Consider the following 19,671-nt stretch of genomic DNA (forward strand, 5'->3'; position numbering starts at 1 on the left):
TCAGCGGGTCTGCGGGCCACTCGTGCGGCTGCGCTTGAGCTCGTAGAACCCGGGTGTCTGGGCGACCAGCAGGAAGCCGTCCCAGAGCCGGGCGGCGTCCTCGCCCTTCGGGGCGGGGGTGACCACCGGGCCGAACAGCGCCACCGGGTCGCCGCCGGGCACGTGCACGTGGATCGTCGGGGTACCGACGTCCAGCCCGACCGGCTGCATGCCCGCCTGGTGGCTCTTGCGCACCGCGTCGTCGAGCCCGGCGTCGTCCGCCGCGTCGGCCAGTTCGCCCGGCAGCCCGCACTCGGTGAGCGCCGCCTTGTACAGGGCCGGCCCGTAGGACTGGCCCTTGACGTGCCGGCGGGTGCCCATGGCGTCGTAGAGCGACCGGACGGCGTCCGGCCCGTGCTGCTGCTCGGTCGCCATCAGCACCCGCACCGGACGCCGCCACGGTCCGATGTTGCGCTGGTAGAACGCGTCGATGTCGGCACGTCCCTCGTTGAGGGCGGACAGGCTCATGATCTTGAACCGCACGTCGATCGGGCGCTGCCGCTCGGCGTCGAGCAGCCACCGGGACGTCAGCCACGCCCACGGGCACACCGGGTCGACGAACATGTCCACCAGGATTCGGTTCACTTCGGACACCGTCGTACATCCTTCGGTTGATTCATCGGAAAGCCGGACCCACCAGGCCGGCACTGAGGGTCGCCCCGTCGGCGGGGTCGATGAGCAGCAGCGACCCGGTGCCCCGGATGAGCCGGTACGGGTCCGCGGCGATCGGCTCGTCGAGGTCCAGCACCACGGTCGCGATGTCGTTGACCACCAGCGGGTCGGAGTTCGGGGTGTGCTCCAGGGTGGCCAGGTCGAGGCGGTCGACGATCGACGCCACCGTCGCCTCGACCACCCGGGTCTGGTGCTGGACGAGGACCCGGGCGCCCTCACCGAGCCGACGCTCGGCGACGTGGCACAGCGTCGCGGTGACCTGCCGGGTCGTGGTCGGGATCCGGTCCGCCGCGACGATCATGTCGCCGCGTCCCACCTCGCCCGCCCCGTCGAGCTTCACGCTGATCGACATGCCCGCGCGGGCGTTCTCGATCGGCGTGCCGAGCCGCTGGAGGGCGGTGACCACCGCCGGCCGGCCGGCGGGCGTGACCAGGACCTGCTGCCCGAGACGGAGCTGGCCGGCGACGAGCTGACCGGCGAGCGACCCGTCGGGCAGGACGTACTGCACCGGCAGCCGGGCCGGCAGGGCGGTCAGGTCCTCGTCGAGGTCCACCTGCTCCAGGTGCTGCAGGAAGGTCGGCCCGGTGTACCAGGGCATCTCCGTCGAGGCGTCGACGACGTTGTCACCGCGCAGCGCCGACAACGGGATGGACCGCACGTCGGGGACACCGAGCGAACCCGCCAGCCGGCGGAACTCGTCGTCGATCTCGGCGAACCGGTCCTCGGCGAAACCGACCAGGTCCATCTTGTTGACCGCCAGCACCACGTGCGGGGTGCGCAGCAGCGCGGCCACCGCGGTGTGCCGCCGGGTCTGGGTCACCACGCCGTGCCGGGCGTCGACCAGGATCACGGCCAGGTGCGCGGTGGACGCGCCGGTGACCATGTTCCGGGTGTACTGCACGTGCCCGGGGGTGTCGGCCAGGATGAACCGGCGGTTGCCGGTGGCGAAGTAGCGGTAGGCGACGTCGATGGTGATGCCCTGCTCGCGTTCGGCCCGCAGCCCGTCGGTCAGCAGGGCGAGGTCGGCCTGGCCGTAGCCACGGGCACGGCTGGCGGACTCGACCGCCTCCAACTGGTCGGCCAGCACCGACTTGGAGTCGTAGAGCAGTCGGCCCACCAGGGTGGACTTTCCGTCGTCGACGCTGCCCGCGGTGGCGAGCCGCAGCAGCTCCCCGTCGCGCGTGGTGTCGAGGCTGAGTGTGGTCACTAGAAGTACCCCTCCCGCTTGCGGTCCTCCATGGCGGTGTCGGACATCCGGTCGTCGGCCCGGCTCGAACCGCGCTCGGTGATCCGGGACAGACTGATCTCGGCGATCACCTCGTCGATGGTCGCGGCCCCCGACTCCAGGGCGCCCGTGCAGGACATGTCACCGACGGTGCGGTACCGCACGGTGCGTTCCTGCACCTGCTCGTCGCGGCGCGGACCGCCCCACTCCCCCGGTGCCAGCCACATCCCGTTGCGCAGGAAGACCTCACGCTGGTGGGCGAAGTAGATGGCCGGCAGGGGGATCTCCTCCCGGGCGATGTAGTGCCACACGTCGAGCTCGGTCCAGTTCGACAGCGGGAAGACCCGTACGTGCCCGCCCGGATCGTGCCGGCCGTTGTACAGGTTCCACAGCTCGGGGCGCTGCTGGCGGGGGTCCCACTGCCCGAACTCGTCGCGCAGCGAGAACACCCGCTCCTTGGCCCGGGCCTTCTCCTCGTCGCGCCGCCCGCCGCCGAACACGGCGTCGAAGCGGTGCTGGGTGATGGCGTCGAGCAGCGGGACGGTCTGCAACGGGTTGCGGCTGCCGTCGGGCCGCTCGGTGAGCCGGCCGTCGTCGATGTAGTCCTGCACGTGCGCCACCCGCAGCGTGAGCTGGTGCTCCGCCACGACCTTGTCGCGGTACTCGATCACCTCGGGGAAGTTGTGCCCGGTGTCGACGTGCAGTACGGGGAAGGGCAGCTGGCCCGGCAGGAACGCCTTGAGGGCCAGGTGGAGCATGACGGCGGAGTCCTTACCGCCGCTGAACAGCAGGACGGGACGCTCCAGCGTGCCCGCCACCTCGCGGATGATGTGCACCGCCTCGGCCTCGAGCACGTCGAGGTAGGACATCCGCAGGTCGGATGAGGTTTCGGATGCGGTCGAAGTGAACGCCATGGCGTTGTCTCCCCACAGGTGTCGGCCGGTCAGGCCGGTCAGGTCGAGGAGCCCGGCCGCACGTACCCGGCGGTACGCAGCTCGGGCGGGTAGACGATCGGCACGGTGGAGATGTCCTGGTCGATCTCCTGGTACTGCTGCAGCACCACCGGAGGCGGGCTGTGGTGCCAGTGGGTCTCGCCGCGGGTGAAGCTGACCGGACCACGCCAGGTGTCGAAGGTGCCCTTCTCCAGCGCGGCGATCAGCTCCTCCCGGCCGACCCGGTCCGCCTGCCGCAGGGCCTGCGCGATGATCGTGATGTCGGTGAAGGCGTTGAGGGCGGTGTCCGGCGGCATCGTGCCGTACGTGTCGCGGTAGCGGTCCACGAACCACCTGCCGATCGGGGTCAGCCCCGACCAGTTCGGGCTGAACTGGGTGGCCGGCCACACCATGTGCAGGCCGTGCGCGCCGAGCGCCTTCCAGTAGTCAGGGGCCCGCAGCGGCCACTGGAACGGCGCCAGCATGGGCACCTGCGGCAGCAGCCCGATCTCCGCCGCCTGCTGCACGATGAGGTGGTTGGTGCGCACCACCCCGACGTTGATCACCACGTCCGGCCCCCACTGCTGGATCTCGCGCAGCTGGGGACGCAGGTCCGTCGTCGACTCCTGGTCGAACTCCACGGAGTACAGCTCCATGGGCTCCTCGGCCGCCTTCAGCTCGGCGGTGAGCAGCGCGGCGGCGCTGCGCCCGAAGACCGTGTCGGCGTGGATCAGACCGACCCGCCGGAAGCCCTGGTCGGCGGCGAACCGGATCAGCACCGGGGCGCGTTCGGCCATCGAGGTGAACGTGCGGAAGACCGCCCGGCGCTTGCGCGCGGTGACCTCGGGGTGGGCGTTCTCGATGAACAGCGGCACCCCGATCCGGTCGGCGAGGTCGGCGACCTCCTCGGTGTAGCGCAGGTGCCAGGGCCCGAGCACGGCCAGCGCCCGGTCGACGATCGCGACCTTCGCCAGCGCGCCGACCGCCGAGCGGGGCATCGTGCCGCCGTCGAGGGTGACGGTCTCCTGGTCGTCGCGGACGACGAAGTCGAACTGCAGGCCGTCGCGGATGCCGCCGTGGTCGCGGACGTACTCCGCGCCGATCAGGGCCCCGCGTGCGGTCAGCGTGCCGGCCGTCGGGTCGCCCGGCAGGGACAGCGGGGTCACGATGCCTACGGTGACCGTGGGGGCGCCGTCGACCGTACGGGCGAAGGCGCGGACCTGCTCGGTGACCGTCTGCAGCACCGTGGGCTCCGACGTGGTGCTCACGCCCGTCCTCCGATCTGGTACTTCGTCAGGTATGCGGAGAAGCGCTCGTCCAGCTCGTCGGCGTCCAGGCCGTAGTCCTCGGCCCGGTAGACGTGCTTGCCGAGCTTGTCCTTGCGGTTCGCGGCGAGGTAGTCGCGGAACGCCTTCTCGACCTCGCCGTCCCAGCGGGCACCGAGGAAGTCGCAGATCTCGGCCATCACGGCGATCGGGTCGGCCATCAGGCGCTGGTAGTCGACGTCGAGCACCGGGGTGCCGGCGAGCTGCTCCTGCTCGGCCCGCGCGAACAGGTCGAGCATCTCGGCGAAGCGCTCGGTCCAGAGCTTACCGAGCGCGAGGCGGTCCACCCGGTCGGCGCGCGCGAGTCGAATGATCTCGGTGAGGCTGCAGGTGGAGGGGATGGTGACGCTCGGGGCGCGGTGCATGTAGATCAGCCGGGCGTCCGGGTAGGTGCGGGCGAGCGCGTCGGCCCGCCACAGGTGGAACGGGTCCTTGAGGACCAGGGTGTCGGTGGGTACCCGCCAGACGATGTGCTGCATCAGGTACCGGTGGTAGTCGTAGGCGTCGTACTGGTCCTGGGTCCGCAGCCACTCGCCGTAGCTGGGCACCGTGTAGCGCAGCTCGTACGCCATCGTCTTGAACGTGGGGGCGGTCAGCCGGTGGTCCTCGTCGGGGCGGTGCGGCTCCCACAGGTGCACCGGCTTCAGCTTCGGCGCGACGGTGTAGTAGTCGACGCAGAAGTTCTCCGCGGCCTGCACGAGCGCCTGCCGGGTCGCCTCGTCGCGGTCGTCGGTCGCCGGCGCCATCAGCTCCCACAGGTCGGGGGAACGCAGGTCCGGGTGCTGGCCGAGCAGGTTGTGCATCAGCGTGGTGCCACTGCGGGTCATGCCCGTGATGAACACCGGCTGGTTGATCTCGACCGAGGCGATCTCCGGGTTCTTCACCCGGGCCCGGTGCGCGGCGGCCTGGGTGGCCAGCGCGGCGACCAGGGCGCCCCGGACCGACCGGCGACCGGCCTCGTTCAGGCCGCCCTCGGCGTCCAACGACCGCAGCAACCGGTCGAGGGCGTCCAGGTGCGCGAACTCGAAGTCCGGAACTCCCGCCCTCGCTCGGGCGGCCTCGACGAACTCGTCCACCCGATAGGTGTCCTGAGTGGGTTCGATGACGGCGGTCACGGCGTACTCCCCTCTGTCTGGCTGGAAACGCGGCGGCTCGGGCTGCCGGTCCGTGCGGTCGGTGCCCCCGCCCCCACCGGGCCGGACGTGCCGACGGACGGTGACGAATGTGAACAGCGATCACGGTAGGTAGCGACGATAGGCACCCGACCACGGTCGGTACAGGGCCACATCAGGGGTTCGCACGGGACCAAAGCCGGCGGGCGACAAGTGGCCCGGAGTACGGCGTCAACGTGGCTCTGGAGCGGGACCTCACGGCCGCCCTATGGTCGGCCCAGCCAATCGGCGACACACCACGGATCGGAGAAGAAGATGCCGCCGGCGACTCGGGCCGTCCCCCTGCTGCTGTGGGAGACGGGGGTCCGCGAAGGGATCGAGGATAGTCGGTACCGCCCCGTGGTGGCCGACTCCTGGCTCCTGACCGACGGCCGGGCCCGGGCGTACCGCCTGCACTGGCAGCGCTTCGGCGCGGCCGTACGACGGTTCGGGGTCTCGGCGCACCGGGTGGCGTCCTTCGGGGCGTCGGTCACCACGGCGCTGCCCCGTTCCGGGGTGTGGTTTCCCCGCATCGAACTGCACCTGGTTCCCACCCAGCGGCTGGCCCTGCGGCTGCGGCCCGCCCCGCCCCGGGTCGGTGAGGCCCGTGGCTGGGTGTGGCCGCATCCGGACCCCCGGCGGCTGCCCCACCTCAAGGGGCCGGACTTCGAGGAGCTGGAGAAGATCAGAGCCGCCGCCCACGACGCGGACGCCGACGAGGCCCTGCTCTGCGACGAGCACGGTCGGGTCCGCGAGGGGGCGTTCAGCACCATCTACTGGTGGTCGTCGGGCGTCCTGCACACCCCACCGGAGGACGGGCGGATCCTGCCCGGCGTCACCCGGCGGCTGCTGCTCGACCGCTGCGCCGAGCTGGGGACGCCGGTACGGCACCGGCTGCCCAGCGTGGCGGAGCTGCTCGACAGCGAGGTGTGGATCACCAGTGCCCTGCACGGAATCCGGGTCCTGACCCGGATCAACGGAGAGCCGACCGCCCCCGCCGACGCGCGGCGGTTGCACGACTGGCGCGCCCATCTCGACGCGCTGACCGAACCCCTGCCCGACCCCGAGGCCATCTGGCCGCACCGAAGCACCGAGGAGGCACCATGAAGCTCAGGTCACTACAGCGTTATCTGGCATCGGTCCCGCGTATGCACTTCGGGCGGTCGCACCGGGGGCTGCGGGCCCGGCTGGAGCTGCTGGCCACCCGTCAGCTCGGCGCGGGTGACTTCCTGTGGCACGCCCTGGAGCGGGGACAGGACCACGACGCCCCGCTGTTCCACCACCTGCCGCCCGGCGGCGGCCCGGACGACCTGGTCGTCTACAGCCTGGCGACGCTGCGCGACCAGACCGAGCGGTACGCCAGGTGGTACCACAACGCCGGGGTCACCCACGGCGACCGGGTGGGGGTCTTCACCCGCAACGGCATGGCGAGCTTCGTGCACTTCCTGGCGCTCAACAGCCTCGGCGCGATCCCCGCCGTGATCAACCCGAACATGGTGCCCGACACCGCCGCCAAGTACCTCTCCCGGCTCGACGCGGTCGGCGTGGTGGTCGACGCGGACAAGCTCGGCCCGCTGCTCAACGGGATGGCCGACGCGCGTCCGTTCCGGTTCACCGCCTCGCAGGAGGCGATGCACGCCGCGCCGCCGGCCGGCCCGCTGCCCGGGGTCTACCCGTACCGGCACGGCGACCGCGACCCGGTGCTCATCTCGCACTCCTCGGGCACCACCGGCATGCCGAAGGCCGCCACGTTCGGCCACCGCCAGTTCTTCGCCGGCAAGCGCCCCCGGATCATGACGCTGCCGTCGGGGCCGGACGACAAGATGCTGCTGGCCTTCCCGGCCTCGCACTCGTCGGGCTACAGCTACATGATGATGGCCACCCTCATCGGCCTGCCCACCCTGGTCATGGAGTCCCAGGACGGGGCGACGGTGGCCGAGGCGATGCGGTGGTGGAAGCCCAGCGTGGTGACGGGCTTCCCGATCACCTTCACCGAGATGCTCGCGCTCGGCCTGGAGCCGTCCGCCGCGTCGAACGTGACGACCTGGATCAGCACGGCGGACGCCTCGCACGAGGCGCACGTGCGGGAGCTGGTCCGGCTCGGCCGGCACCGGGAGAACGGCACCTGGCGGCCGGGGTCGCACTACCTCGACGGGTTGGGCGCCTCGGAGATGGGCATGGCCCTGTTCCTCAACATCCACGGCCCCAAGACCAACGCCTACAACCGTTGTGTCGGCTACCCGGAGCCGATCGTCGAGGACGCGGTCGTCTTCGACGAGGACGGTCGGGAGCTCGGCCCCAACCAGGTCGGCTACCTGGCGGTGCACACCCCGACGGTGACCCTGGGCTACTGGGGCAACCACGAGTTGACGCACAAGTCGATCCGCAACGGCTACTGGCTCACCGGCGACATCGGCTACAAGGACGACAAGGGCCGGTTCTACCACTACGACCGGACCACGGACGTGATCACGACGCGGCGCGGCCCGGTCTACAGCCTCACCCTCGAGGAGGAGATCTTCAAGGCGTGCCGGGCGGTGGTGGACTGCGCCGTCGTCGGGGTGGTCGACCCGGTCGAGCCGACCTCGTTCGCCCCGATCGCCGCGCTGCGCCTGATCGACGGGTCGGACCTCACCGCCGAGGAGCTGCTGACCCGGATCAACCGGGCGCTGCGGGCGGCGGGCAGGCACGAGCTGGCCGCGACGGTCATCTCCAAGGGGGACACCAAGATCCCGCTGGGGGTCACCGGCAAGGTGCTCAAGCGCGAGGTACGCGCGCAGTTCGCCCAGCTCCTGCTGACCGACGAGGACGGTGGGCTGGACGTGGCACGGACCCGCACCGAGCAGTCGATCCTGCGGGAGCTGAGCGCCTCGTCGGCGACGGTCGAGTCGCCGCAGGAGGAGCGGGCCACCTCGGCGGCCTGAGCAGCCACGTGGGGCGGGCGGTTCCCCGACCGCCCGCCCCACGGCCGCGTTCACCGGCCGGCGACGAAGTCCCGCAGGGCGGCGCCGATCTCGTCCGGCGAGTCCTCCTGCACGTAGTGGCTGCCGGTGACGGTGACCTCGCGCTGGTTCGGGAAGGTCCGGGCGAACGCCAGGGCCCGACCGGTCAGCAGCGCCCCCGGCTCGGCGACCACCAGCAGCTTCGGCACCGGGGAGGCGGCCAGCCAGCGGCCGTACTCCTCGACGACGGCGGTCACGTCCGCCGGTTCGCCCTCGATGGGCAGCTCCCGGGGGAAGGCGAGGGTGGGCCGCCGGGAGTCGGGGTCACCGAACGGCCGACGGTAGCGGTCCAGCTCCGCCTCCGACAGCGGGCGCACCACGCTGCGGGGCAGCACCACCTCGACGAAGAAGTTCTCCTCGAGCACCAGGCGTTCCCCCTCGGGTGAGCGCATGGCGCGGAAGAGCTGGTCGCGGCCGGCCTCGAAGTCGCTCCACCGGCGGGGTTGGACGATCGCCTCCATGTAGGCGACGGCCCGGACCCGGTCGGGGTGCCGGGCCGCCCAGTGGAAGCCCAGCGCCGAACCCCAGTCGTGCAGCACCAGCGTGACCGGCTGGTCGCCCACCACGGCGTCGAACCAGGCGTCGAGGTGGCGCACCTGGTCGGTGAAGCGGTAGCCGCCGTCGGACGCCGGGCCGGAGTCGCCCATCCCGACCAGGTCGGGGGCGAGGCAGCGGCCCAGGTCGCGGACCGCCGGGATGACGTTGCGCCACAGGTACGAGGACGTGGGGTTGCCGTGCAGGAACACGATCGGGTCGCCGGCCCCCACGTCGACGTACGACAGATGGGTATCGCACAGGTCGATGCGCCGGCGCGGGTGCGGGTCGGCCGCGGAGACGGAAACCGCGGCGGGTGTGGAACTCGTTGTCACTGGTGGACCTCCTCGGCACAGTGATAGCAAGGGGTCCGGGCAATTCCGTGGCATCGTCGTGACGGCGTGTCCCGTCATCGGCGGCCGTTTCACGCTCACCGGGGCGGCGCCATTCATGAATTGTTCGCGAGAATTCAAACAATGACATGGCGAATCCTTTTCGGCTCCACCGCGCGCAGGTGGGGCCGCTTCGTCGTCGGTGCGGGGCCATCGGTGGAAGTGGCACCGACGCGGGGCCGGACATGGGCCTGTCCCCCGGTGCCGTTCGTTTCGTACGTTTCTCTCGTCGAGTCGACCGCGGCCGGGTCCGTCCCGGATCCCCGGATTGGTCGACGCATACGTGGGATTTCCGTCGGTGGAGATTCCGACCGGCGTTTCACACAGAGAGGGAGCAGCAGATGCAGGGACTGATCCAGGTGGCCGGGATCATCGACCAGGACGAGGCCGACCTGATCTGCGCGGAGGGCGCCGACTGGCTGGGGTTCGCCCTGCGGCTGCCGGCGAAGAACGAGGACCTGTCCGAGGCCGACGCCGCGGCCATCGTCGCGGCGATCCAGCCCCGGCACCGGGGCGTCCTGATCACCTACCTGACCGAGGCCGACGAGATCCGGCAGTTCTGCGCCGAACTCGGCGTCACCGCCGTGCAGTTGCACGGCGACGTCGAGCCCGCCCAGCTGGAGAAGCTGCGCCGGATCGACCCCGACCTCTACGTCCTCAAGAGCCTGGTGGTCAAGGAGGACAACATCGACGAGCTGACCAAGATCGTCGACGAGAGCGCCGAGTGGGTCGACATGTACATCACCGACAGCTTCAACCCTGCCACCGGGGCCAAGGGCGCGACCGGTCTGACCCACGACTGGTCGGTCAGCGCCGAGCTGGTCCGGATCGCCCCCCGGCCGCTGATGCTCGCCGGTGGCCTGAACCCCGACAACGTGGCGGCGGCCATCGCGGCGGTACGCCCCGCCGCCGTCGACGCGCACACCGGCCTGGAGGGCCCCGACCGTCGCAAGGACCGGGCCAAGGTGCGCCGGTTCGTCACCGCCGCCCGCCAGGCGTTCGCCGACCTCGCCGGACAGGACTGAGAACCATGACCGACACCGCCATCGACCCCACCGTGACCACCCACACCGTGACCGCCCCCGCCGCGACCGACCGGCTGCACCTGCTGCCGCAGACCAACCGGCTGCGTGCGCTGCACACGGTCATCCGGGACCGCGACGCCTCCCGGGCCGACTTCGTGCAGACCTCCGCCCAGATCTTCCGGCTGCTCCTCGACACCGCCCTGGACCTGCTCCCGGTCGTCCCCACGCCGGTGCGCACCCCGGTCGGGCAGACCTACCACGGGCTGCGCCCGGCCGCGCCTGTCTGCGGGGTGTCCATCGCCCGCGCGGGCGAGAGCATGGAGTCCGAACTGCGGGCCATGCTGCCGCAGACCCGGATCGGCAAGATCCTGATCCAGCGGGACCGGACGACGAAGCTGCCGCACTTCCACTACGCGGCCCTGCCGCCGGACATCGCCACGTCCCAGGTGCTGCTGCTGGACCCGATGCTCGCCACCGGCGGCACCGCGCTGGCCGCCCTCGGGCTGCTGCGCGAGTACGGGGTGTTCGAGGAGGACATCGTCTTCGTCACCCTGCTCTCCTCCCCGGAGGGCATCAGCGCCGTCCACGCCCGGTACCCCCGGGTCCGGATCGTCACCTCTGCCATCGAGGAACGCCTCAACACCGACGCCTACATGGTGCCCGGCATCGGCGACTTCGGTGACCGCTACTTCGGCACGGACCAGCCCCGATGAGGCGCGGCGGAATCGGCGACGTCGGGCTCACCGCGCTGGCCCCGGCGATCTGGGGCAGCACGTACCTCGTCACCACCGAACTGCTGCCCCCGGGCCGGCCCTACCTGGCCGCCCTGGCCCGCGCCCTGCCCGCCGGGCTCGCTCTGATGGCGCTCGGCCGGGTGGTGCCGCGCGGCACGTGGATCTGGCGGGCGCTGGTGCTCGGCACCCTCAACATCGGCCTGTTCTTCGTGCTGCTCTTCGTCGCCGCCTACCGGCTGCCCGGCGGCGTCGCCGCGCTGATCATGTCGTTCCAGCCGATGCTGGTGCTGATCCTCGCGGCGCTGCTGCTGCGTGACCGGATCCGTCCGCTGCACGTCGTGGCGTGCCTGCTCGGGGCGACCGGGGTCGCGCTGCTGGTGCTGCGCCCGACCGCCGCGCTCGACCCGCTCGGCGTCGTCGCGGCCCTGGCCGGTGCGGCCAGCATGGCCAGCGGGATCGTGCTGACCAAACGCTGGGCCCGGCCGCCCGGGGTGGGGGTGTTGCAGTTCACCGGCTGGCAGCTCACCGCCGGCGGGCTCGTCCTGCTCCCCACCACCCTGCTGATGGAGGGGCTGCCCGACCACCTCACCGGCCCCAACCTCGCCGGACTGGCCTACCTGGGGATCGTCGGCTCGCTGTTCGGCTACGCCGTCTGGTTCCGTGGCCTGGAACGGCTGCCCGCCCTGGCCGCGTCGTTCCTCAGCCTGGTCAGCCCGATCGTCGCCAGCCTGCTGGGCTTCGCCTTCCTCGACCAACGGCTCAGCCTGACCCAGCTCGTCGGCGGCCTGGTCATCGTCGCCGCAGTCGCCCTCGCCCAACGCAGGTCGTCCCCGCCGGCACCGCCACCCGCCGCGGAGCCGGTGGCGTCACCCGCGCTGACCAGCCGGTGAGGCGTCACCCACCACAGGGGGAAGCATGCGCACCACGCCCGCCACCACCGACACCCACGACCCGGGCGAAGACGCCCACCACCCACCCGCCGCCACCCTGCCGGACCTGCTCGACGAGCAGGTCCGGGCGGACCCCGACGCGGTCGCCGTCCGGCACGGGCCGGACGGCGTCACCCGCCGGGAACTGGCCCGCCGGGCCCGTGCCCTCGCCGCCCAGCTCCGCGAACGCGGCGCCGGCCCCGACGACCGGGTCGGCCTGTTCGCCGAGCCGTCCGTCGGGCTCGTCGTCGGGGCCTGGGGCATCCTGTACGCCTCGGCGGCCTACCTGCCGCTGGCCCCGGACTACCCCGACGAGCGGCTGCGCTACATGGCCGCCGACGCCCGGATCCGCCTCGTCGTCGCCCAGGACGACCTCGTCGAGCGGCTGACCGACCTGGTCCCGCCCGACACCGCCGTCGTACCGCTGAGCGCCTGGCACGACACGTCCGGACCCGACGTGCCCGACCACCGGCCACGCCCCCGCGACCTGGCCTACGTCATCTACACCTCCGGCAGCACCGGGCGACCCAAGGGGGTGATGATCGAGCACCGCAGCATCGTCAGCCAACTGCGCTGGCTGCGCGACACCTACCGGCTCGACGAGGCCGTCGTCCTACAGAAGACCCCGATGAGCTTCGACGCCGCGCAGTGGGAGATCCTCGCCCCGGCCTGCGGCGGCACCGTCGTCGCCGGCACCCCCGGCCTGCACCGCGACCCCGAGGCCATCATCGCGAGCATCCGCCGGCACGGCGTGACCGCCCTGCAGTGCGTACCGACCCTGCTGCGGGCGCTCGTCGACACCGAGCGCCTCGGCACCTGCACCAGCCTGCGGCAGGTCTTCACCGGCGGCGAGGCGCTGTCCACCACGCTGGCCGCCGACGTGCTCAAGGCACACCCGGCCACGCTGGTCAACCTCTACGGCCCCACCGAGTGCACGATCAACTCCTCGGCGTTCACCGTCGACCCGGCCGGGCTCGACCCCACCGGGCAGTCCGTGTCGATCGGCCGACCCGTCACCGGCCTGCGCTACGTCATCGTCGACGCCGACGACGCCCCGGTCACCGGGGACGCCGTGGGGGAACTGCTCATCGGCGGCATCCAGCTCGCCCGGGGCTACCTGCACCGGCCGGCGTTGACCGCGCAACGGTTCGTGCCCGACCCGGTCACCGGGGAACGGCTCTACCGCACCGGCGACCTGGCCGCCTGGCAGGCCGACGGCACCGTACGGTTCGTCGGGCGGGTCGACAACCAGGTGAAGCTGCGCGGGTTCCGGGTCGAACTCGACGAGGTGCGCCTCGCCGTGGAGGCCCACCAGTGGGTCCGGCACGCGGGGGTGCTGGTCCGCGACGATCCGCGTACGGGGCATCCGCACCTGCTCGCCGTCGTCGAACTCAACCCGCGCGAGGCCGCGCTGATGGACCAGGGCCGCCACGGCGCCCACCACCGGTCGAAGGAGAGCCGGCTCCAGGTCCGAGCGCAGTTGGCGCACGTCGGGGTGCGTACCCCGCAGGAGCTGGCCGGGCGGCCGGTGCTCGCGCTGCCCGGGGCCGAACCCACCGCGGAGCAGGTACGGCGGGTGTTCGCCCGCAAGACGTACCGGTTCTACGAGGGCCCGCCGGTCACCCGCGCCGACCTGCTGGCGCTGCTGCGCCCGGCCCCGCCCGGCCCGGTGCCGCCGCGCCCGCTCGGGCAGCTCGACCTGGCCACCTTCGGGGAGATCGTCCGCTACCTCGGGCAGTTCGTCAGCGACGAACGACTGCTGCCCAAGTACGGCTACGCCTCACCCGGGGCGCTCAACGCCACCCAGGTCTACCTGGAGCTGCACCAACTGTGGGGGCAGCCGTCCGGCTACTACTACCACCACCCGCTGACCCACGAGCTGGTCCTGATCAGCCCCGCCCCGCCCCGACCCGAGCCGACCGTCCGGCTGCACCTGGTGGGCCGACGCCGGGCCATCGAACCGGTCTACCAGAACAACATCCGCGAGGTCCTGGAGATCGAGACCGGCCACCTGGTCGGCCTGCTGGAACAGGTCCTGCCCGGGTACGGGCTGGGCATCACCGCCACCGACCACGCGCCGCAGACCATCCGGCACCTCGACTGCGCCGCCGAGGACCTCTACCTGGGCAGCTTCGCGGTGACGCCGTACGCCCCGCCACCCTGCGACGAGATCGACCTGTACGTCCAGGTCCACCCGGACCGGGGCGTCGACCTGCCCGCCGGGCAGTACCGGTACCACGGCGGCGAACTGGTCCGCCTCGACGACGCCCTCGTGCAGCGCCAGCACGTCATCGCCATCAACCAGCAGGTGTACGACCGGGCCGCGATCGGCATCAGCATGATCAGCACGACGTCGACCCGGTGGCGACGCTACGTCGACCTGGGACGCGCCCTGCAGCGACTGTCCATGAACGACCTCGGCTTCGGCTTCATGTCCTCCGGCTACAGCTCCGACACCGGCCACGACCTGCCGTCGGCCCACCGCATCCGGGGCATCCTGCGCCGGCACGGGCTGCCCGACGGGCCGTCGTACTTCGCCGTGGGTGGGCGGGTCAGCGCCGCCCAGGTGGCCGGTCGGGGAATGAAGGAGGACGCCGTCCACATGAAGGGCCCGGCGGAGCTGATCCGCGACGACCTGGCCGGCCGGCTGCCGGACTACATGCTGCCCAACAAGGTGGTGATCCTCGACCGGATGCCGTTGACCGCCAACGGCAAGACCGACCTCACCGCGCTCGCCGCCCGGGTCGCCGACGACCCCGGCCCGCAACGGCCGTTCGTCGCGCCCCGCACCGACCTGGAGCACCGCATCGCCCGCCTGTGGGCCGAGGCGATCCGCCAGGACGACGTGTCCGTCCACGACGACTTCTTCGCCTGCGGCGGCAACTCGCTGATCGCCGTCGCCCTGATCAACCGGCTCAACCGGGTGTTCGGCGCGGCGCTGCCGATGCAGGTCATCTTCGACAACCCGACGGTCGCCCAGCTCGCCCGACGGGTCGCGCAACGGGACCAGGTGAGCAGATCCCGGCTGGTGCCGTTGGCGCGGGGCCGGGAGGGGCGTTCCGTCTACTGCTGGCCGGGCCTCGGCGGCTACCCGATGAACCTGCGGCTGCTGGCCGGCACCGCCGGGCGTCCCTTCCACGGCGTACAGGCGTACGGCGTGAACCCGGGTGAGGAGCCCTACCGGACGATCTCCCGGATGGCGGCCGAGGACATCCGGGCGATCCGGGAACGGCAACCCCGGGGCCCGTACACGCTGTGGGGTTACTCGTTCGGCACCCGGGTCGCGGTGGAGGCCGCGTACCAGTTGGAGCAGGCCGGCGAGCAGGTGGACCAGCTCGTTCTGATCGCCCCCGGGTCACCCCGGGTCCGGGTGCCGGAGGGCCCGGCCACGGACGGCCCGGCGAGCTTCGCCAACCCGACGTACCTGGCGGTGCTGTGCTCCGTGTTCGCCGGCACGGTCACCGGTCCGGTGATCGACGAGTGCCTGGCCACCGTCACGGACGAGGAGACCTTCGCCGCGTTCGTCAGGCGGCACTTCCCCGCCCTGGACCTGCCGCTGGTCCGCCGGATCACCCGGGTCGTGGCCCGCACGTACGGGCTGCGGCACACCGAGGCCGAACTCGCCCGACGGCCGGTGCGGGCCCCGGTGACGGTACTGCGTACCCGGGGCGACCAGGAGTCCTTCCTGGACACCGCCGTCGCCCGCCGCAACCTCTCCCCCGTCGTCGTCGACCTGGCCGCCGACCACTACGGGGTGCTGCGCGAACCGGGGGTCCACCAGGTGGTGGCGGCGCTGCCCGCCCGCTCCCGGCGTCGCCCGGTCCGGCCGCACGTGAGCATCTCCCACCTGCCGATCGCACTCACCGACGAGCAGCACAACCGGCTGGTGACCGCCGTCACCCGCGCCATGACCCGGGCCTTCGGCTGCGACGAGGACGCGGTGTCCGTCGCGCTGGAGTCGGTCCTGGAGGAGTGAGCCGATCCCGGCCCGCACCGACCCCGCCCGAACCCGCCCTGCCCGACACCGGTCCCGACGCACCGGACCGGACCGACCGAGGAGCCAGCATGACACGCAAGGTCCACTCCACCGTCGAGGTGCGGTTGAGTGAGGAGGTCGCCGACGCCCTCGCCGAGGGACGGGCCGTGGTGGCGTTGGAGTCCAACGTGATCACCCACGGCCTGCGGTACCCGGACAACGCCGCCACCGCGCACCGGGTGGAGGACGCGGTCCGGGAGGGCGGTGCGGTGCCGGCGACGGTCGCCGTCGACGACGGGGTGATCCGGGTCGGCATGACGGCGGCGGACATCGAACGGTTCGCCTCCACGCCGGGCATCCCCAAGGTCAGTGCCCGGGACCTGCCGGTGGCGCTCGCCCAGGGCGGCATGGGCGCGCTGACCGTGGCGAGTTCGCTGATCGCCGCCGACCTGGCCGGCATCGCGTTCTTCGCCTCAGCCGGCATCGGCGGGGTGCACCGGGGCGCCGAGACCAGCATGGACATCTCCTCGGACCTCATCCAGTTCACCCGCTCCCGGGTGGCCGTGGTGTGCGCCGGGGCCAAGAAGATCCTCGACCTCGGGTTGACCATGGAGTACCTGGAGACCCACTCGGTGCCAGTGGTCTCCTACCGCTCCGCCGACTTCCCGGCCTTCTACTGCGTTTCCAGCGGCATCCCCAGCCCCTGCCGGGTCGACGACGCGACGGTCATCGCCCGCGCGGTGGAGAACCACTGGGCCCTGGGCAACCACAGCTCCTTCCTGATCACCACCCCGGTCGACGCCGCGGAGGCCGTCGACGACGCCGAGGTCGACCGGGCCATCGAGGAGGCGATGGTGGCCGCCCGACGCGACGGGGTACGCGGCAACGCCATCACCAAGTACCTGATGCGCGCCGTCGACGCGGCCACCCAGGGCCGGTCCTCCCGGGCCAACATGGCGGTGCTGATCAGCACCGCCCGGACCGGGGGTCACCTCGCCGCCGCCCACGCCCGCCACCTGGCCGACCTCGGGAACCCGGCCCCCGCCGACGCCCCGGCCCCGATCGTCGCCGGGGTGGCGCACGCCCTGCCCGGCGTACGGGGGTGACCGCGGTGTTGCGTTGGCTGACTGCAGGTGAATCGCATGGTCCGGCTCTGGTGGCGTTGTTGGAGGGGGTGCCGGCCGGGGTGGCGGTGAGCACTGCCGATATCGCGGGTGAGTTGGCGCGTCGTCGGTTGGGGTATGGCCGGGGTGCGCGGATGGCGTTCGAGCAGGACGAGGTCGAGGTTGTCGGTGGTGTGCGGCACGGGTTGACGTTGGGTAGTCCGGTGGCGATTCGGGTGGGTAATTCGGAGTGGCCGAAGTGGCGGACGGTGATGGCCGCTGATCCGGTTGATGCGGACGAGTTGGCGAGTCAGGCTCGTAACGCCCCGTTGACGCGTCCGCGTCCGGGTCATGCCGACCTGGCGGGCATGCAGAAGTACGGTCACACCGATGCGCGGCCGATTCTGGAGCGGGCGAGTGCGCGGGAGACGGCTGCGCGGGTGGCGGTGGGGACGGTGGCGAAGGCGCTGGTGAGGCAGGCCCTCGGCATCGAGATCGTGTCGCACGTGGTGGAGTTGGGGTCGGTGGCGGTGAAGCCGGGTTTGCGGCCGACGCCGGAGGACGCGGAGCGGATCGACGCGGACCCGTTGCGGTGTCTCGATCCGGAGGCGAGTGCGCGGATGGTGGCGGAGGTGGATGCGGCGAAGAAGGCTGCGGACACGTTGGGTGGGGTGGTGGAGGTTCTTGCGTACGGGGTGCCGCCGGGTTTGGGTAGTCATGTGCAGTGGGATCGGAAGCTTGATGCCCGGTTGGCGACGGCGTTGATGTCGATTCAGGCGATCAAGGGTGTGGAGATCGGGGACGGGTGGTTGCAGGCGCGGTCGCGGGGGTCGGAGGCGCACGACGAGATCGTGCCGACGGTGACCGGGGTGCGTCGGGTGACGGATCGGGCGGGTGGGTTGGAGGGTGGGATCACCACGGGTGAGGCGGTGCGGGTGCGGGCGGCGATGAAGCCGATCTCGTCGTTGAACCGGGCCCTGTCCACGGTCGACGTCACGACCGGGGAGCCGGCGACGGCGATCAACCAGCGCAGCGACGTGTGTGCGGTGCCGGCGGCGGCGGTGGTGGCGGAGGCGATGGTGGCGCTGGTGTTGGCGGAGGCCGCGGTGGAGAAGTTCGGTGGGGACTCGGTGACCGAGATCCGCCGCAACCTGACCGGCTACCTCGACACCATCGTCATCCGGTGAGCGCGAGGAGTGCGGCGCAGCGCAGCCCCACAGCCGCGAACAGCGGGTCGACCCGGTGACGTCCGGCAGGTCGGCGGCGTGCCGACCTGCCGGACGACCCGGACCACCCACCCCGGCAGCGCCGCGATCAACGGCACCCGGCAAACCCGGTGATCGTGCCGGCCGGACTCCGGCGCTCAACGGTGGTGGCGACTCCGGCCGGGGTGGCGTTCACCGCCGCCGCCTGGTTGATCATGCCCCAGCCGTGCCACGGGTCGGGTCCGGCCGCCGGTTACGCCGTGCCGTCGGCCGTGGCCGTGATCCGGGCCGCCGCCTCGACCGCGTCCAACCGGGGTGCGCTGGAGCGGACCAGGGCGACCAGCCCGAGCCGATCCCGAGACCCACCACGTCCACGCCCGGCGCCACCACGTCGACCTCCCCCGGCCGGTGCACCTCCGCCAGCCGGTCGTCCGGGCCCACCGCGCCGACCCGCAGCACCCCCGGCGGCAGGGCGGCACCCTTCGCCGCCGTCGCCGGGCGCGCCGCCACCACCACGCTGGTGCCCGGGTGACCGCCGCGCGCAGCGCCGTGACCACCCGTTTGTCGGTGGTGTCCACCGATCCACCGATCCGCCGACCACCGCCACCCCGGCCCCGGCCGTGGTCGCGACCCGCAGCGCGGCCATCAGTTCGGTCGGCTCCGCCGTCCCGGCGGACCCGGTCGCCGTCGCGTACGGGTCGGCCGCACCGGCGGTACCACCCGGGCCGGCGTGGCCGCCGGAGCCGGACGGGCCGGCGGCACCGGGTAAACCGGCGACGGCGACGCGGGGTGCGCTGCCGTGACCGGTCGGGTCGGCCGCCGTCGCGCCGGCATCGTCGGGATGGTGGGCAGCCTCGGGGTTCTCGTCGCCCCGCCGGCCGGTTCCGCCGCAGCCGGGGAGCCACCTCCGCTGCCGGCGACGGCGGGACGCTCTGTCGGGCCGTCGCCGGTGACGGTCCGGGAGGCACCGTGGGTGCTGCGCCTGCTCGCCCCGCAGACCAGCTGGCCGTTGACCCGGGGGGCCGGGGTGGTGGTCGCCGTCGTGGACACCGGGCGGTCGGCGGTGGGACCCTCGACGCGTACGCGGCGGTCGCCGCGCTGGCGCCCCGGCAGGGCGACCCGCCGGTGCCGGTCGCGGCCGGGCCGCTCGCCGTGCCGACCGCTGCGGGCCCGTCGCGGGCCGCCCGGGTGGCCGGCCTGACCGTCCTCGGCGCGCTCGTGGTGGCCCTGCTCGTCGCCGCCGCCACGCTCACCCGGGCGGGCAGGACGCGACGTCGGCGAGGAAAGGGCCCTGTGGCCGGTCTCCCGGGGCAGCACCGCTGACGCCTGCCGACGCTCGGGGGTGCACGACCGGCTCCCCCTGCCGTCCTGGTGGCGGCTGGACCCACCCGACCTTCGTGGTACGCGCGGTGCGGTGCACCGCTGAC

General features: G+C 72.4%; 15 protein-coding genes. 9 read left to right on the forward strand and 6 right to left on the reverse strand.

What is annotated here, in order from left to right:
* The 5 genes from ACN268_RS09260 to ACN268_RS09280 are packed head-to-tail and all read right to left on the reverse strand — an operon-like array spanning position 1 to position 5,308.
* On the reverse strand, positions 1-603 hold the full coding sequence (locus tag ACN268_RS09260) for a disulfide bond formation protein DsbA (protein ID WP_421486848.1): 603 nt from the start codon (positions 601-603) through the stop codon (positions 1-3).
* 52 nt (positions 604-655) lie between these two features.
* Positions 656-1,918 carry a sulfate adenylyltransferase subunit 1 gene (locus tag ACN268_RS09265; protein ID WP_421482727.1) on the reverse strand — a complete coding sequence of 421 codons (1,263 nt, stop codon included), beginning with the start codon at positions 1,916-1,918 and terminating at the stop codon, positions 656-658.
* Complete coding sequence (gene cysD, locus ACN268_RS09270; RefSeq protein WP_357929352.1) at positions 1,918-2,850, reverse strand: sulfate adenylyltransferase subunit CysD; 933 nt, start codon at positions 2,848-2,850, stop codon at positions 1,918-1,920. Before cysD ends, ACN268_RS09265 begins: the two co-directional genes overlap by 1 nt.
* A gap of 38 nt (positions 2,851-2,888) precedes the next feature.
* Positions 2,889-4,136 carry an ABC transporter substrate-binding protein gene (locus ACN268_RS09275; protein ID WP_421482728.1) on the reverse strand — a complete coding sequence of 416 codons (1,248 nt, stop codon included), beginning with the start codon at positions 4,134-4,136 and terminating at the stop codon, positions 2,889-2,891.
* On the reverse strand, positions 4,133-5,308 hold the full coding sequence (locus ACN268_RS09280) for a sulfotransferase family protein (RefSeq protein ID WP_421482729.1): 1,176 nt from the start codon (positions 5,306-5,308) through the stop codon (positions 4,133-4,135). The genes ACN268_RS09275 and ACN268_RS09280 overlap by 4 nt, the downstream gene beginning before the upstream one ends.
* Positions 5,309-5,620: 312 nt before the next feature.
* Between ACN268_RS09280 and ACN268_RS09285 the strand changes: the two genes are divergently transcribed.
* Together ACN268_RS09285 and ACN268_RS09290 are read left to right on the forward strand one after the other, a co-directional pair.
* Positions 5,621-6,451 carry an aminotransferase class IV gene (locus tag ACN268_RS09285; protein ID WP_421482731.1) on the forward strand — a complete coding sequence of 277 codons (831 nt, stop codon included), beginning with the start codon at positions 5,621-5,623 and terminating at the stop codon, positions 6,449-6,451.
* On the forward strand, positions 6,448-8,268 hold the full coding sequence (locus tag ACN268_RS09290) for a class I adenylate-forming enzyme family protein (protein ID WP_421482732.1): 1,821 nt from the start codon (positions 6,448-6,450) through the stop codon (positions 8,266-8,268). The genes ACN268_RS09285 and ACN268_RS09290 overlap by 4 nt, the downstream gene beginning before the upstream one ends.
* A 50-nt stretch (positions 8,269-8,318) precedes the next feature.
* Here ACN268_RS09290 and ACN268_RS09295 read toward each other — a convergent pair whose 3' ends face one another.
* A complete protein-coding gene (locus ACN268_RS09295; protein WP_421482733.1) occupies positions 8,319-9,215 on the reverse strand; it encodes a haloalkane dehalogenase in 897 nt (298 codons plus the stop codon).
* A gap of 398 nt (positions 9,216-9,613) precedes the next feature.
* Between ACN268_RS09295 and ACN268_RS09300 the strand changes: the two genes are divergently transcribed.
* The 7 genes from ACN268_RS09300 (at position 9,614) to ACN268_RS09330 (ending at position 19,567) form a co-directional block, all read left to right on the forward strand.
* A complete protein-coding gene (locus ACN268_RS09300) occupies positions 9,614-10,297 on the forward strand; it encodes a phosphoribosylanthranilate isomerase (protein ID WP_421482734.1) in 684 nt (227 codons plus the stop codon).
* 5 nt (positions 10,298-10,302) lie between these two features.
* The gene (gene upp, locus ACN268_RS09305) at positions 10,303-11,010 is read left to right on the forward strand and encodes a uracil phosphoribosyltransferase (RefSeq protein ID WP_421482736.1); all 708 of its coding nucleotides are present in this window, start codon (positions 10,303-10,305) and stop codon (positions 11,008-11,010) included.
* Positions 11,007-11,921 carry an EamA family transporter gene (locus ACN268_RS09310; RefSeq protein ID WP_363655815.1) on the forward strand — a complete coding sequence of 305 codons (915 nt, stop codon included), beginning with the start codon at positions 11,007-11,009 and terminating at the stop codon, positions 11,919-11,921. Before upp ends, ACN268_RS09310 begins: the two co-directional genes overlap by 4 nt.
* Positions 11,922-11,946: 25 nt before the next feature.
* Positions 11,947-15,936 carry an amino acid adenylation domain-containing protein gene (locus ACN268_RS09315; RefSeq protein WP_421482738.1) on the forward strand — a complete coding sequence of 1,330 codons (3,990 nt, stop codon included), beginning with the start codon at positions 11,947-11,949 and terminating at the stop codon, positions 15,934-15,936.
* Between the two features lie 89 nt (positions 15,937-16,025).
* Positions 16,026-17,042 (forward strand): pseudouridine-5'-phosphate glycosidase, encoded by a 1,017-nt coding sequence (locus tag ACN268_RS09320; RefSeq protein ID WP_421482739.1) that lies wholly within the window; start codon positions 16,026-16,028, stop codon positions 17,040-17,042.
* A 5-nt stretch (positions 17,043-17,047) separates the two neighbouring features.
* Positions 17,048-18,226 carry a chorismate synthase gene (aroC, locus tag ACN268_RS09325; RefSeq protein WP_421482740.1) on the forward strand — a complete coding sequence of 393 codons (1,179 nt, stop codon included), beginning with the start codon at positions 17,048-17,050 and terminating at the stop codon, positions 18,224-18,226.
* Positions 18,227-19,213: 987 nt separating this feature from the next.
* The gene (locus tag ACN268_RS09330) at positions 19,214-19,567 is read left to right on the forward strand and encodes a hypothetical protein (RefSeq protein ID WP_421482742.1); all 354 of its coding nucleotides are present in this window, start codon (positions 19,214-19,216) and stop codon (positions 19,565-19,567) included.
* The last annotated feature ends 104 nt before the right edge of the window (positions 19,568-19,671 follow it).

This window comes from Micromonospora sp. WMMD735 (assembly GCF_049178995.1).
GTDB lineage: Bacteria > Actinomycetota > Actinomycetes > Mycobacteriales > Micromonosporaceae > Micromonospora > Micromonospora wenchangensis.

Excerpts from the sequence above, each read along its gene's own strand:
- ACN268_RS09260 (WP_421486848.1), bottom strand. The coding sequence starts at position 603 with ATGTTCGTCGACCCGGTGTGCCCGTGGGCGTGGCTGACGTCCCGGTGG.
- cysD (WP_357929352.1), bottom strand. The coding sequence starts at position 2,850 with ATGGCGTTCACTTCGACCGCATCCGAAACCTCATCCGACCTGCGGATG.
- ACN268_RS09285 (WP_421482731.1), top strand. The coding sequence starts at position 5,621 with ATGCCGCCGGCGACTCGGGCCGTCCCCCTGCTGCTGTGGGAGACGGGG.
- ACN268_RS09290 (WP_421482732.1), top strand. The coding sequence starts at position 6,448 with ATGAAGCTCAGGTCACTACAGCGTTATCTGGCATCGGTCCCGCGTATG.
- ACN268_RS09300 (WP_421482734.1), top strand. The coding sequence starts at position 9,614 with ATGCAGGGACTGATCCAGGTGGCCGGGATCATCGACCAGGACGAGGCC.
- upp (WP_421482736.1), top strand. The coding sequence starts at position 10,303 with ATGACCGACACCGCCATCGACCCCACCGTGACCACCCACACCGTGACC.
- ACN268_RS09310 (WP_363655815.1), top strand. The coding sequence starts at position 11,007 with ATGAGGCGCGGCGGAATCGGCGACGTCGGGCTCACCGCGCTGGCCCCG.
- ACN268_RS09315 (WP_421482738.1), top strand. The coding sequence starts at position 11,947 with ATGCGCACCACGCCCGCCACCACCGACACCCACGACCCGGGCGAAGAC.
- ACN268_RS09320 (WP_421482739.1), top strand. The coding sequence starts at position 16,026 with ATGACACGCAAGGTCCACTCCACCGTCGAGGTGCGGTTGAGTGAGGAG.